Raw genomic sequence first — 14,828 nt, forward strand, 5'->3', positions numbered from 1 at the left:
TGTTAGCGGCCTCCACTTAAGGCTTTTTGCATACCCTGAATACGGTCAGTTAGAAAGCGTAAACTGGCTTGGTATTCCATTGCATTTCTCATATACAAATTTCGTTCCACTTCTACTTCCACTGTGTTGCCATCGCCTGTATCTGGTTGATGTGGCGAACGAAATAGCTCACGTGGCCGCGCTTCTAAGTTAAGCTCGAAATGCTTGCTGTGGGTTCTTGAAAGGCTATAGCCAGAGCGCTTAGACACCGCATTCAGCGCGTCTTGAAAGTTAATGTCTTTGGCTTTGTAGCCTGGCGTGTCGGCATTAGCTAAATTGCTGGCGATAACGCTCGCACGCGCCTCGCGGGCCAATAACGCCTGCGGGTGAATGCCTAAACCTTTATCGATACTAATTGCCATGATGACCTCGCCGTAACCTTAATAACACATTGGAGTGAAATGCTTGGTTAAGGTAAAGCAATAGTCATGCCACTTTAGTAGCTGGGGATCAAAATCGGCATCTCGCGAGTGAGCATATACATCATTAAGGTATCTGCGGCGTGGCGCGCAATCAGCCGAATAGCCAGCCGGTCTGCGTTATCAGCCACTTCGTACGTCACCGCATGCACACCGAAATAGTCCGCCATATACTGTTTAAAGTTACCAAGGTTAGGGTTCGCACTGGGTTGCTCGACGATGGCATTAGGCGCAGCGGCCGCGGCAAGAAGGTTGAGCCAGTCGTAGCTAAAATCGGGTTCATTGGTAAGATAGCTACCCGGCGTGGTGTAAAACACGTCGCGAAAGGTCGAATGAAAATCGACCCCGTACACTAAGCGTGCGCCCTCGTCGACTCGATCACGCAAGAATGCATGAACCGCTTGCACCTCGGGCTGATCACGCTTAAGCCAGTTGCGATTGAGGTCGACTTGGTTGGCATTGTAACGCCAGTTACCAAGGGCGACGCCATCAGGGTTCATATTCGGAACAATCAGTATGTTGTAGCGCCTGAGAAATGCCTCGCTAGTCTCTGAAGGCTGCAACATAAACTCAACGAAGGCTTGCAATGCCATTGCTCCTGTCACTTCGGGAGGGTGTTGACGCCCCAACACAATGAGCCATTCGTGCGACTGTCCATGATGAACAAAAGCGGCAATATCTTGCCCCTCGACACTTTGTCCAAGCACTACCTTTTCCAAAGATGGGTATTCATCATGAATACGCCGCATCCATTCGGCGTAATCGTTATTATCAAACAACTCTTGGCCTGCAATCCAAACCAACTGCTCGCCCACTTCAAGGCTAAAAAATTGCGAGCTGCCTTGCCGCTTGTACTCCATCACTTTCCATGTATCGCGGTCATAGCTCAATTTTGGTGAGTAGCGGGTGTTGGCATGCTCACTGCGAATTTCAATATCAATGTGTCGGGGTCTATCGGCTTCAACCGTAAAGGCGTGCCAGGGGCTTGGGTTAATCGGGTAACTCTCAGGCTCCAGGTGGACAATTAACCGGCCGTCACTGCCACGTTCACAGCGCCCGAACCTGCCTTGCGGAAACTGCGCACTGAAGCGAATATCACTGAAGTCACAAGTGACATGGTTCGCAGGCGCGTTGGCTTGCGAAAACGGCAGCACCACGCGCGCTACAATGTCCCGATCAATGGCGCAGGCAGCCTGTGGTATGCAGTGAACTAAGAAGCTCCAGTAAAGGCTTGCTACCATGACCCACCTCCTTTGTTACCTCCTCGCGAGCCCCAAGCTCTCCGATGTCCTTACGCACTTAGAACGCAATGCTGTAATCCACATAGATATAACGCCCTCGATTAGAGTGCACATCGGAAATATAACCAAAGCTTGCACTTGCAATGGGGGGATCCTGATTGGTTAAGTTGCGCACACCCACACGAATACGGCTATCATTTAACCAATTATTGCTGCGAATACTGTAATCCGCAAATGCATCAAAGGTCGTCCAGCTGGGTATCGGCATTGCCTCCCCATCACTATTGGTTACGCTGGTATTTTCAAAGTTACTGACGTAGTTAGCCCGCAACTGGGCCGCCCACTGCTCATATCGCCACCCGACAGACGCAAGCCCCCGCCACTCAGGGTTGCCATTTGAACGCCGCAAATCACCCGCACCGAGCACTGCAATGTCTTGCGGTAATGCCGGGTTACCGGCTGCTAGCTCATCCAGCACCAACGCGCTAATGGGGTCCGGTTCCTGGGTAAACTTGGTGAGCTGTGCGGCATTCAGGTTGAAGGTAAAACGCCCCAAGTCACTATCCACAAAGTAACTAAGGCTAACATCCATACCCTCAATGGTTCTGGGGTTGAGGTTTTGGTATTGGTTCTCGATAAATAACACTTCGCCAGCTTGGTTACGTGTAATCGCCTGATTAACTTCACCGTCTGCACGCAGCAGAGCGTCATAGAGTAGATGAGTTTGGCTATTTAAAATGCCTATCGTCCCGACCTGCTCAATGTTCCACCAATCCACAGTAATAAGCAGATTATCCATCGGTGCCAATGCCAGACCATAGGACAAGTTCTCACTGGTTTCAGGCGCCAGCTCGACATTCCCACCGCGCACTTCCGCCACCCCGTACCGTGCATCTAGTAGCGGGTCATAGCGGGTATTTGAACGGGTCACGCCCTGCTCTACCACTTGGGGTAAGTTGGGCGCTCGAAACCCTTCGGTATAAGCCCCTCGTAGTTGTATCCAATCTGTCGGCGCCCATGCCAGTGCGACTTTGGGTTTAATCACATCGCCCACGTCAGAAAAATCCTCGAGCCGTGCGGCTAGCTGCATGTCTACGGTGGCATGCAAAGGAATAGCAAACTCAACATACGCCGAGCGCACGTTGCGACTGCCGCTGGCGGACGGCGTTGCGCTGGTTCCCATCGCCGCACTATCCGATAGCCATTCACCGGTCACTTGGTCCACCAGCGGGATCTCTCCACTCAGTAGTGGGTCGCGGTCGTCGGCATAGCCCTCATACCGGTATTCGACGCCAAATGCAGCACCAATAGGCCCTGCATACCAATCCATAATCGCGGGGTTGGATACACTGAAATCCCACAGTGCTAATTCACTGGTACTTTCGCGATACACATCGACGGTGAAGGTATCAATCACCGCTTGTGGGTTGCGTTGTGGCATACCCGTCGCTGGGTTGCTGATACTTCCGCCAAGAAAAGGATTATATGCCAGCGCTGGGTCGGTTTGGTTGATAGCATTTTGGAATGCATCCACCCGAATTCGGTTGTAATCCGTATCCAAGGTGTTGGCCCGTGAGTACAAAGCCGCACTTTCCCAGTCCCAACTACCCCACATACCGCGCAAACCAGTCAGTAAACGATAACTATGGTCTTCGACTTCGACGCGTCGATTACCTGCATCCACCGCCCGGTAATTACGCAGCAAGATATCCTCGCCAAAGGGATTAAACGCGGCGTCTGCCGCAATCGTGAAGCGCTGTGCTGCTAAGTTGGCATTTTGTTCACGCAACCGAGTTGATTCAGCTTGATACCATAAGCCCTCTGCAAATAACTCAACGTTGTCGCTAATTTGATGTGTCAGATATGCAAAAAGGTTCAAACGGTCGACATCGTCTGTCATCGACTGATCTTCCAGTGCAGGGTCGTAATAGCGATCGACGGATGCTGTGCCACTCACCGCACATACCGCGTCATTAATAGCAATACTACATGCGTCACTGCTAGCAGGCTGAATATGCACAGTACCTATGGAATCACCGATAAAGTGCCCCCAGGGGCTCGCAATTAGGCGGTTATCAAGGGAAGGGTTACCTTCAAAGCCAGCCGGAATATCTGGGTGAAAACGCCTGTCGCTGTTACGCGAATATTCACGCTCATTCGCCATCATGCCAGTGCGCGTGTAGTAGGCAGCGGACATACCAACATAGGTGCGATTTTGATTAAAGGTGCGCCCATGTAATGCAGTCAATGTCAGTTGGTCAAATGAAGTGCCGTCACTAAAGCCATAGTTTGCGGCCAGTTCGGTGCCCTCAACATTGTCTTTCAGCACGTAATTGACGACCCCTGCAACGGCATCTGAGCCATAGATAGCCGCTGCGCCGTCTCGCAGCACCTCAAGTCGGCTTAAACCACGTACGGGCAAGGTATTGGAGTTCACCGTGGTGACAGGCACAAAATTCTCGGTCTGCGTACCCGGGTGCAACACGAGCCGCCGTCCGTTGAGCAGCGTGAGCGTATTACCCGTACCTATCCCGCGTAAATTGATGGATGCCACATCGCCGCGCGCATCGTTGACACCGCCAATGGTACGTTCGTTGTTAAAACTTATATCACCAATCTGAGGAATCGAGCGAAGCAACTCATCTCCAGTTGCTGCGCCAGTGTCTTGAATAGCCTCTTCATCAAGCACGGTCACTGGCAAATTACCGGCTGCGCGCGCGCCTCGAATGTTAGACCCGATGACCTGAATACGCTCAACGGATGGGGTATCCGCCTGCTCGTTATCGGACGACTGCGCGTGGGCAACTGATACACATACTGTTGCCCCCGCCGCCACAATGGCACATGCTAGTTTAATTGCATAAGCAAGGGGCTTAAGAACAGGCGTTCTGGAAGGTGGTAGCGTAGCATTCATCTTGAGGCCTCGTTGAACATAACTTGTGTGTTATGAACAACTACCTCAATTCTTACCTAGCTGTTACTTCAATTACATTATTTTTACAACTGCGCCGAAGCAGCGGCTTAATGCCGCTTTACTTGCGTTGGTAGATAATACCTGGGTTGCAACGCACCATCGCATAGTCGTCACTCAAGCCAGAAATCGACTCAGAGGCGCCTAAAATAAGGTAGCCATTGGTGTCTAACGAGGTTCTAAACTGCGATAAAATTTTCTTCTTAATCTCGGGGGAGAAGTAAATCAGTACGTTGCGGCAGAAAATAATATCGAATTTACCCAGCAGCGAATAACTGTCGAGCAAGTTCAGGTGACGAAACGACACCATGTCACGCACTTCTTTCTTTACTCTAAGTTTGCCGCCATCTGCCGCTTCAAAAAAGCGCTTTTTGCGCTCTTCGCTAAGCCCGCGGCCAATCGACAAGCTGTCATACTCGGCAAGCTTTGATTGCTCGAGTACTTTATTCGAAATGTCAGTGCCTATAATTTGAATACCGCGCGGCAGTGCACCTGGGTTGCGCTGCTTAAATTCAATAAAGCTCATCGCAATGGAGTAAGGTTCCTGCCCACTTGAGGACGCCGCACACCAGATTTTTAACGGCCGATTTAGCTTATCAAATTCCGGGAATAAACGCGTTTTCAATAATTCGAACGGGTACACGTCACGAAACCAAAGGGTTTCATTGGTGGTCATCGCGTCAAGCACGTCACTACGCAAGGCGCGTTCACTAATCGACATAGAACGGCGCACTAATTCAGCGAGCGTACTAATACCGTATTTATTCATTAACGGCCCAAGGCGGCTTTTGACCAGGTACAATTTGTTATCACCCAGCACGATTCCGCTTTGGGTTTCCAGAAATTTTCTGAACTGATTATAATCGGCAAGATCAAGTTCGCGGTCAGTCACGCAATGATATTCCTTGTATTCTCAAGATGCGACAGCCAGCAAACGCTGGCCGCCCCTATCGGTTGAAACTTCCGTTACGAAGCGTCTTGGTTAAGCTGTGCAGCCGGCTCATCAGTGAACATCCATTTTTGCACCGCGCTTGCAAGCTCATCAGGGTGGAACTTTGCAATAAAGTCATCCGCCCCGACCTTTTTCACCATCGCCTGGTTAAATACACCGCTTAACGACGTATGCAAAATCACATGCATATTTTTCAACAGCGGATCAGCTTTGACCTCTGCTGTTAAGGTGTAGCCGTCCATTTCTGGCATTTCAATGTCGGAGACCATCAGCGGCACTTGGGTTGAAATATCGCCGCCCACTTCTTTAGCTTTAGCTCGTAACCAATCAAGGGCTTCGCGGCCATTCTTCACCAACTCGATATTCGCACCAATGGAAGTGAGCGCGCGCTTCACTTGGTTACGCGCGACAGTCGAGTCATCAGCAACCAAAATCGTCAGGTCTTGCAGTGAACGTGCGCTGCTTCGCTCAAGTATACTTTCGCTTACTTCAGTGTTGACTGGGGTGATTTCATCAAGAATTTTTTCAACATCAAGAATTTCGACCAGCTCATTCTCAATCTCTGTCACTGCGGTCAGGTAACTATAGCGCCCCGCCCCTTTGGGTGGTGGCATCACCGCTTCCCAGTTAATATTCACAATGCGCTCAACGCCATCCACTAAGAACGCCTGCACTGTACGATTGTACTCAGAAATAATAATAAACTTGTCGTGGATATCTTCAAGGGGTCGTCCGCCGGTGGCCATGCTTAAGTCGATGACCGACACTGCTTGGCCTCGAATGTGTGCAATTCCACGCACAAATGCGTTTCGTTTAGGCATCGCAGTTAAGCGCGGACACTGCAGCACTTCGCGGACCTTGAACACGTTAATGCCGAAACGCTGGCGCCCACGCAGGCGGAATAATAACAACTCTAAGCGGTTCTGCCCAACCAACTGAGTGCGCTGGTTCACTGAATCTAAAATACCTGCCATAGTGCTCTCCGTGATGTGCTGCTTGTGGTGTGCAATACGCTATGCGGCGCCAAAGGAGCCTTGATAACAAGGCATAGTCTTTGCATACCTTTTACTTTACCACGTACGTGAGTCGAAACTTTGACGTCGTACGCTTATTTATACCTTTTTTTACCCGTGTCGCCTAGCGCCACTATGCTGATAGTACATATTCGCACCACTTTATATCAGCTAACTACGCAATGGGGTTATTGCATGAAGTTCGCAAGTTTTATTTTTATGCTCGTTGTCACAGCCCTGCCAAGCGCGGCAATGGCAGCCAATACCTACGAACCTCAACAACTGGCTGAACTCGCAGAAAATCATGTCAATGAATTATTAGCCGCTAACCAGGACGACCAAATCCAGGTCCAAGCCGGCAACCTCGACCCACGTATGGGCACGCGCAGTTGCGAACAACCGTTGCGCGTCGAGCTTGCGAACAACGCATCGCTCGAGCGTCAAACCACCGTCATGTTAACCTGCGATGACCGCGACAACTGGCGTCTATTCATTCCCGTGCGCATTCAACAGCTGCGTGCAGTGGTGGTGACTGCTCGCCCTTTGACGCCTGGACAGGTTATCGGCCGCAGTGACTTAAAACTGAGTTATATTGACATTCACCAATTACGCGATGCCGCCCATGACGATATCGACAGCTTAGTGGGCGCACAAGTGAAGCGTCGTATCGGCGCCAACCAGCCCTTGCAGGCGCGGCATACCTGCTTCGTTTGCCGCGGCCAAGATGTTACTATTATATCAGGTGCTGGCGGCCTTGAAATTCGCGCCACTGGCGTCGCACGCGCCGACGGTTTGTTAGGTGACCGCATTACCGTGCGCAACTCGCGGTCGAACCAAGATGTACAAGCTGTGGTCTCAGGTAGCAATGAAGTGCGCATTGCTCAATAGCGAGGAGCTCAGGCAAAGAGCTCAGTAGCAAAATTCGCTTACTAAAAGTGCTAAATTAGACTAAAGTTTACCCATAAGCGGTCGATATAACGGGCGTAGGAAAGATTTTAAGGGGCAAAATGATGGCAATTAACAATATTCAATCAGGTGTGAATAACACCCAAGTGACGTCAAAGCAGCAGATAGACCAGCAAGGTCGCCCTGCGCAAACGCAAACTGGTATGGCACCGCCACGCCAAGATGCGGTATCACTGACGCCACAAGCACAGCAATTAAGTCAGCTGCAACGTCGTGCTGAAGGCGACTCAGGCGTTGACGAAGCGAAGGTCGCTCGTATCAAGCAAGCGTTAGCTTCTGGCGATTACGCCATTGACGCTGAGCGTTTAGCCGCTCGCATCGCAACCTTTGAAGCTGACATGTTTGGTCGTGGTGGCGTCGAGCGCTAATTTATGTCCGAATTGCTCGCTGACTTACTGAGTCAGCAAACCACCCAGTTAGAGCAATTAATTGAATTGCAACAACGGGAAAAAGAATTACTTGTTAAGCGCGATGCCCCCGCGCTTGACGTCGTTACCCAGCAAAAAGAACAAGTCTTAGACACCATTCAACGGCTTGACGACGCGTTAGCGAATCATCCCCAGCAGCACTTAGTGTCATCTCACCCAGAATTACGAGAACAGCGCAAAACCATTTTGGCGCTGATGCAAACGTGCCAGAACAATAATGAAGTGAATGGTCAACTGGTGCGTGTGACCTTGGGTCGTATCCAACAGTTGAAGCAAACCCTGCAAGCCGCGCATTCAGGCACTACGATTACCTACACCAGCAAAGGTAAAACCTCGTCTGGCCCTTCAGGCTCATCAATCAAAGCTTAAAAAAAATGCTCTACCTTAATAGTAGAGCACTCGGCTGACTTGGGTTGGGCGGGTTGTCGCGATAAATAAGTTTTGCACTTGCTCAAAATCCAGACGCAACTCAGTGGCGTAATAGTCACCAACTGGGTAGCTGCGAACGACTTCAGCACCTCGAATCACACCGCTGACCTGGCTGCGAAACGAATCATCTGTCAACATCATGTCTTGCACGCTGGTGCTACCGTCAATGCGCACACCTTGCACTTGTTCCACAAGCTCGCGCATGGCTTCTAAACGAGACGCACGCATGGCTTGCAGCACACGCTCTTGCTCGGTTTCACCGCGCTGTTGCGCCACTGGCGCATAACCCACTGCACTTAGGCGCGGGTATTTGTCTGGTTGAACCGTGGTATATTCAACATGGCGATCAGTGCTGGCACAAGCACTTAAGCATAATGCGCCCAGTGCTAGAACGGTGTAACGTAACATGACAGATCCTCACTAATTATTACTCTAGCTATGCTATCGGCACAGAATCTGCATACTTAACCTAAATTTTTCGAGGATGCCTTCATGCGAGCATACATTCTGACCCCGTACTTGTGGCGTGCTTTCTGCGCGTTATGGCTGTTATCGGCGGCTAGCGTTATCTCTCCAGCCCACGCAGAGTGGTACGAAAGTTCTGCATCCGCGCCGATTGTGGCGGGTAACACCGAACGCGCGCGAGCCCACGCAATTGAAAATGCATTGCGCCAAAGCTTAGACTTCGCGGGCGGCAGGCTTAGTAGTGTTGAGCATGTGGTCAATGGGGTTTTACAAGGCAGTCATTTTGAGTGGGCCAGCGACGGTGTCATTGAGCAAGCTCACTTAGTGCGTGAGCGCCGTGTCAATGACCACATTGAAGTCACAGTGCGCGCGCACATTCGGCAAGCCCATGCCCAATGTGCGGCAGCGGATTTCCGCAAAGGGGTTGCGGTGGTGCCGTTTGAATTTGCCCAAGCTGAACAAGTACGTGACGGCGAACTGTGGCAACTTGACCGCGCCGCTTCCGCTCGCTTTGCGCAACTACTTGGCCGCCATAGCCAAAGCACATTTTTAGAGCACTTAATTGAACGCAAAGTCGGCTTTAGTGATTTTCGCCGCGCTAACAATGAACAGCAAATGGCGGGCTTTGCACGTCGTGTAGGCAGCGAAACCGATGCGCAATATGTAATTGCAGGTGTATTTGATGATCTCAGCACCCAACAACGGGGCCGCAATCTGACCTTTTGGACCCAGCCGAAACAAGACCGCCATTTAGGGTTAACCATCTATTTGCTCGATACCGCTAGTGGCGAATTGGTCACTCGTGCCCATGTGCGCGACCAAATTCCATGGACCTTTGATTACCATGAACAAGTTGACCCACACAGCCAACGCTTCTGGCAAAGCGCCTATGGCGATGCCCTTGAGCGCGCGATGCGAGACATGGTGTTTGGGCTGGATGATAAGCTAGAATGTGTCGAGCCACGTGGCCAGGTGATTCGTGTCAGCGGTCGCGACGTCAACGTCAATCTTGGCGCCAACCATGGCTTACAGGCAGGGCACAGCTTGCATATTTACCATCGGGGTAACTTTGTCGACAACCAAGGCATTTATCGCGAACAATGGGTGTTAAGCCCCTACCAGCTTGAAGTCACCCAGGTGCAACAATCATCAGCGCAAGCACGTGTGGTTAACGACCAGCCAGGCGGCAACATTCAAGTCAATGATCGGGTTGTGGTGCGCCCCTGAGGCTGCTTCCACCCCAGCAGGCGCTTACGCGTATCGCAGCAGCGCCTTCAAGCTAGTCGGCTGATTGCCAACAATTCGATAGGCCTGTGCCAAAAACACTTCGGCACAGGCAATCGCATCACTTAACGCATGGTGCTGGCGCATGGCTGGCAGGTCGTAACGCTCGCGGCAAGCCCCTAAAGTCAATTCGCCTTTGTCTAACCACTGCTTTTTGCGCGCTAAGCGCTGACGCTCTATTTGTAAGGTATCCATCAGAGCCAAGGGCTGGCACTCAATCTGATGGTGGGCAAATGCGTGGGCTAAAAATGCCCAATCAAAAGGCGCATGGTGGGCAACCAATACGGCGCCATCGAGACGCTTAGCTAAGCGCTGCAACACTTTATGCAACGGCTCGCCGCCACGTAAATCCTGCTCCGACAGTTGGTGAATCACCGCACTTTGGCTGAGCGGTTGCTGCGAGTGGATCACGCCATAATCCGCCTCATACAAGCGGATACGCGGTGGCGCTAACGGCACCCAGCCAACGGCTAGAATTGCGTCTTTATCGGCATCCAAGCCATCGGTTTCCAAATCAAGGGCGATATATTTTGCCCCTTGCCAGGGCCCTTTCAATTGCGCTTGGCGTTTAGGGCTCTGGGCGTTGATCACCTGCCCATGCATCCCTTTGGATAACTTACCCAATACCTGTTTTAACATCGAAGCTATAACCCACGCCCTAACTTAAACCCGACCCCTTGCTGTGAGTCTTTAATAATACTAAACGCTGCTTTCAATTGCCGCCGCTCCAAGGTGCTGAGCTTTTCCGGGTCGACCGAATTGACGGGTTGAGTGGAATCACCTTTCATCCGTAACTGATGGCTTAAGCGTAACTGGGTTAAAAACTGCCAGGCTTCTAATAGGTTCTGGTTGTCTTTGACGGTCAATAACTTACTATTCTTGAGTGCCGCTAAACGAGCCGGCGTTGCTGGCATCGTTAAACCTTCCCCGATGGCGTACAAGCGCACTATATCGTTCACGATGGCCACGCCTTGGGTTTTAATATCAATAAAATCACCACCCTTCTCGCTTTTGGTACGTAAACGGTTAAACAACCCAAGGGGCACATTCAGTTCACCAATATGACGCGCCATGTTGGCCATAAAAATATCGCGCTGCGCTATTTTCGCCACCTGCTCGCGATGTTGCCGATACAACTGGGCGTTGCCCGCTATCATGCGGCTATCAAAAAATATCATGCTGTGCATAATCGCGTCTGGTGTCGGCGACTGCACCCATTTTTTAAACTGTTCGCGCCATTCTAATGAGGTTTTGTTCCACTTCGGGTTCATCGCCATCACGTCACCAGGGCACAAGCGCACACCGCAATCGGCAAGCCCTTGGCACACATACTCGGCTAAGCCTTGAAAGTAATCGCGCTGGCTGGCTTTAATATTGTCGTGCAACAGCAAGCCATTGTCTTGATCTGAGCTCAAGGTCTGGTCTTCGCGAGCTTGCGAGCCAAATGCCATCCACGCATAAGCCACAGGGGCCGCGCCATGTTCTTGCTCGTACAAACGGATCAGTTTACGTGTCATGCCATCGGTCAGTGACGCTAGTAAGCGCCCCACCATGCCAATGTCTTTGACGCGAGTTGCAAAGGTGCGCAAATACTGCGGAATATTTTTAGCTTCCGCCACCAAAGCGTCTCTATCCACGGCTTTAAACAACGCATTCATTAAGAACACTGGCTCGCTGCGCTGCTGTTTCATTAAGTCGGTGGTGGTTAACATGCCAATTGGCTTGTCATCGTCATCTAACACTGGTAGATGGTGAATGTTGGCCTGGTTCATCACCGTCAGGGCATCAAATAAGCTTTGGCGCGCGTAGACCGCCTCAGGCATGCTGGTCATCACCGCGGTCACAGCGACTTCATAGCTCATACCTTTAGCCACCACACGGGTGCGAATATCGCGGTCCGTCAAAATACCGCGCAACTGGTCCCCATCCACCACAAGTAAGCTTGATACTTTGTTGTCACTCATGCAAATAGCGGCATCTTGAATGCTGGTATCACTGGGAATCGCAATCAGGTCGCGTTGAATCACGCTGCCAATATCGCGCTCGCTCCAATCGGGTGCTTGGTTGTCGCTACGCTGTTCGGTTAATAAGCGCTGCGTTTGCGCTTGCATAAAGTAGCGTTCAAACGCCTCGCTGTAGCGGCGCAAGTAACCAAAAGTAGCGGCATCCCAGCAATACAAAATACCATCCGCCAGCACATCCAAACGGTTGGTAATTTCGCGCCCGGTCAGCAACGCAGGAAAACCAAAAATATCCCCGGTTTCCAAACGTTCAATGGGCTTGCCATGTTTATCCAGTAAATCATAGGTGCCACTGCGCACCACAAACAATTGCGGATGGCCAGGGCGCAGCACATCTTGGCTATTATGGGTATTTACGTACATTGCCTCGGCGTGGTCTAACGCATAATCAAGGCGCTGCTCGTCAAGCTGATCAAACGGCGGCGTTTGCTGTAAAAAGTCCGCCATGTCTTTTAAATCAAGTGCCATAAAAATAAACCCCTGAGTTTGCACCCAGGGGTTCCTTATTAGCCATGTTGCATGTCAAGCATGCCCGGCATGTTAGTGACCAGTCGCTTCACCCGCCCCTTTAGGGTAACGGATTGATTCAACCAGCTCCTGGATTTCCGCTGGAGATTCCTTGGTAAACTTCAGCACAATATTCGCCACGATGAAGTTCAATAGCATACCCACTGTACCAATCCCTTCTGGCGAGATTGACAAGAACCACTCGTCAGGACCAGCCGTTGGGTTGATAAACTTAAAGTAGATAATATACGTCAAGGTAAACACGATACCTACCACCATACCGGCGATTGCACCTTCTTTGTTCATGCGTTTATGGAAGATACCCATAATAATCGCAGGGAAGAAGGACGCAGCCGCCAGACCGAACGCGAAGGCGACCACCTGCGCCACGAATCCGGGTGGGTTGATACCGAAGTACGCACCAATCAGTACCGCAAAACCAGCCGCAATACGCGCTGCAAGCAGCTCTTGCTTATCCGTTATATTGGGCTTAAATGTGCGTTTGAGCAAGTCATGGGACACTGAACTTGAAATAACCAACAACAAACCTGCTGAGGTCGATAGCGCGGCGGCAACACCACCAGCAGCCACCAAGGCCACAACCCAGTTAGGTAAATTCGCGATTTCAGGGCTTGCCAGTACGATGATGTCAGCGTCTACATTGGTGTTACTACGCTCATCATTTGAATAGAACATCGGCTCAGCACCACTGCGTGCTTCTTCGCTGATTTGAATCAGACCCGTACGCTCCCAGTTAGTAATCCAAGTCGGTGCATCTTCGTACATCACACCTTGCTGATCTTCACCATTAATGGTGTACAAGATATTCGTCTTGGTAATCGATGCAATGGCTGGTGCAGTGGTATACACCACAGCGATAAATACCAATGCCCAACCACCTGAACGGCGTGCATCACGTACTTTAGGTACGGTGAAGAAGCGAATAATAACGTGTGGCAAACCGGCCGTACCCACCATCAAGGCAAAGGTAATGGCAAATACGTCCAGCGTCGATCGGGTGCCTTCAGTATAGGCTGCAAAGCCAAGCTCTTCTGATAAACCGTCTAAGCGCTCAAGCAGATACAAACCAGAGCCGTCGGCTAAGGTTGAACCGAAACCGGTTTGCGGCAGAATGTGGCCTGTCATTTGGAAGGTAATGAAAACCGCAGGTACTGTATAAGCAAACGCCAGAATAATGTACTGGGCAACCTGCGTATAAGTGATACCTTTCATCCCGCCGAGCAAGGTGTAGAAATACACCATGGCCATACCAATCAGTACGCCAGCAGTAATATCTACTTCCAGGAAGCGGCTAAACACCACGCCTACACCACGCATTTGACCTGCGATGTAAGTGAACGACACCACGATGGCACAGAATACCGCCACGGTACGTGCCGTTTGTGAGTAATAGCGATCGCCGATAAAGTCAGGCACCGTGAACTTGCCAAACTTACGCAAGTACGGCGCTAAACACAGGGCTAATAATACATAACCACCGGTCCAACCCATCAAGTAAACGCTACCGTCATACCCCATGATAGAGATTAAGCCTGCCATGGAAATGAACGAGGCCGCTGACATCCAGTCGGCTGCTGTTGCCATACCGTTAGCGACTGGAGGAACGCCGCCACCGGCTACGTAGAAGTCATTGGTTGAACCAGCGCGGGCCCAAATAGCGATACCGATGTAGATAGCAAAGGTCGCGCCGACGACTATAAAGGTTAAAGTTTGAATATCCATCGATTACTCCTCGTCGACACCGTATTTTTTATCCAACTTATTCATTTGTCGGATATAAACGAAAATCAGTACGATAAAGGTGTAAATCGCACCCTGTTGCGCAAACCAGAAACCCAATTTAAAACCGAAAAATTGAATTTGGTTTAGCAGGTCAGCGAGAAAAATGCCGAATCCGAAAGACACTAAAGCCCACACAAACAGCAGTTTGAGCATGAGCGAAAGGTTTTCTTTCCAATAGGCCGTGGCATGATCTTGAGATTCAAATGCCATAGAGACGCCCTCCAGTTGTTGTTGATAGAAAGTTATACTTATGTAGTCATAAGCGACTTTATCAGTGAACAAGAAAAGGG

14 protein-coding genes are annotated in these 14,828 nt (G+C 50.7%); 4 read left to right on the top strand and 10 right to left on the bottom strand.

Translation table 11 applies throughout. The features are described 5' to 3' along the window. Nucleotides 1-2: 2 nt before the first annotated feature. The 5 genes from flgB to CWE07_RS04855 form a co-directional block, all read right to left on the bottom strand. Nucleotides 3-401 (bottom strand): flagellar basal body rod protein FlgB, encoded by a 399-nt coding sequence (flgB, locus tag CWE07_RS04835; protein ID WP_111568503.1) that lies wholly within the window; start codon nt 399-401, stop codon nt 3-5. 74 nt (nt 402-475) lie between these two features. Beyond that, nucleotides 476-1,699: a M14 family metallopeptidase gene (locus CWE07_RS04840; RefSeq protein ID WP_111568502.1), complete on the bottom strand. Its 1,224-nt coding sequence runs from the start codon at nt 1,697-1,699 to the stop codon at nt 476-478. Nucleotides 1,700-1,757: 58 nt separating this feature from the next. Beyond that, a complete protein-coding gene (locus CWE07_RS04845) occupies nt 1,758-4,613 on the bottom strand; it encodes a TonB-dependent receptor domain-containing protein (RefSeq protein ID WP_111568501.1) in 2,856 nt (951 codons plus the stop codon). A 118-nt stretch (nt 4,614-4,731) separates the two neighbouring features. Then, complete coding sequence (locus CWE07_RS04850) at nt 4,732-5,562, bottom strand: CheR family methyltransferase (protein WP_111568500.1); 831 nt, start codon at nt 5,560-5,562, stop codon at nt 4,732-4,734. Between the two features lie 74 nt (nt 5,563-5,636). Next, complete coding sequence (locus CWE07_RS04855) at nt 5,637-6,596, bottom strand: chemotaxis protein CheV (RefSeq protein ID WP_111568499.1); 960 nt, start codon at nt 6,594-6,596, stop codon at nt 5,637-5,639. 234 nt (nt 6,597-6,830) lie between these two features. Here CWE07_RS04855 and flgA point away from each other — a divergent pair, with 234 nt between their 5' ends. The 3 genes from flgA (at nt 6,831) to CWE07_RS04870 (ending at nt 8,398) form a co-directional block, all read left to right on the top strand. Continuing rightward, entirely contained in the window at nt 6,831-7,523 is a 693-nt protein-coding gene (gene flgA / locus CWE07_RS04860) for a flagellar basal body P-ring formation chaperone FlgA (RefSeq protein WP_157983221.1), read from the top strand. 119 nt (nt 7,524-7,642) lie between these two features. Further along, a complete protein-coding gene (gene flgM / locus CWE07_RS04865; RefSeq protein WP_241974065.1) occupies nt 7,643-7,969 on the top strand; it encodes a flagellar biosynthesis anti-sigma factor FlgM in 327 nt (108 codons plus the stop codon). A gap of 3 nt (nt 7,970-7,972) precedes the next feature. Continuing rightward, nucleotides 7,973-8,398, top strand: coding sequence for a flagella synthesis protein FlgN (locus CWE07_RS04870; RefSeq protein ID WP_111568497.1), 426 nt, complete (start codon nt 7,973-7,975; stop codon nt 8,396-8,398). 15 nt (nt 8,399-8,413) lie between these two features. On the opposite strand, the gene CWE07_RS04875 is transcribed toward CWE07_RS04870, so the two are convergent. Continuing rightward, a complete protein-coding gene (locus CWE07_RS04875) occupies nt 8,414-8,866 on the bottom strand; it encodes an LPP20 family lipoprotein (protein ID WP_111568496.1) in 453 nt (150 codons plus the stop codon). A gap of 84 nt (nt 8,867-8,950) precedes the next feature. On the opposite strand from CWE07_RS04875, the gene CWE07_RS04880 reads away from it, so the two are divergent. Then, nucleotides 8,951-10,150, top strand: a complete 1,200-nt coding sequence (locus CWE07_RS04880) for a flagella assembly protein FlgT (protein WP_111568495.1) — start codon at nt 8,951-8,953, stop codon at nt 10,148-10,150. 24 nt (nt 10,151-10,174) lie between these two features. Here CWE07_RS04880 and CWE07_RS04885 read toward each other — a convergent pair whose 3' ends face one another. The 4 genes from CWE07_RS04885 to CWE07_RS04900 form a co-directional block, all read right to left on the bottom strand. After that, on the bottom strand, nt 10,175-10,846 hold the full coding sequence (locus CWE07_RS04885) for a 3'-5' exonuclease (RefSeq protein ID WP_111568494.1): 672 nt from the start codon (nt 10,844-10,846) through the stop codon (nt 10,175-10,177). Nucleotides 10,847-10,851: 5 nt separating this feature from the next. Next, the gene (locus CWE07_RS04890) at nt 10,852-12,696 is read right to left on the bottom strand and encodes a DUF294 nucleotidyltransferase-like domain-containing protein (RefSeq protein WP_111568624.1); all 1,845 of its coding nucleotides are present in this window, start codon (nt 12,694-12,696) and stop codon (nt 10,852-10,854) included. A 72-nt stretch (nt 12,697-12,768) separates the two neighbouring features. After that, nucleotides 12,769-14,478 carry a sodium:solute symporter family protein gene (locus tag CWE07_RS04895; protein WP_111568493.1) on the bottom strand — a complete coding sequence of 570 codons (1,710 nt, stop codon included), beginning with the start codon at nt 14,476-14,478 and terminating at the stop codon, nt 12,769-12,771. 3 nt (nt 14,479-14,481) lie between these two features. Further along, complete coding sequence (locus tag CWE07_RS04900) at nt 14,482-14,748, bottom strand: DUF4212 domain-containing protein (protein ID WP_111568492.1); 267 nt, start codon at nt 14,746-14,748, stop codon at nt 14,482-14,484. Nucleotides 14,749-14,828 lie beyond the last annotated feature (80 nt).

This window comes from Aliidiomarina maris (assembly GCF_003987335.1).
Taxonomy (GTDB): Bacteria; Pseudomonadota; Gammaproteobacteria; order Enterobacterales; family Alteromonadaceae; genus Aliidiomarina; species Aliidiomarina maris.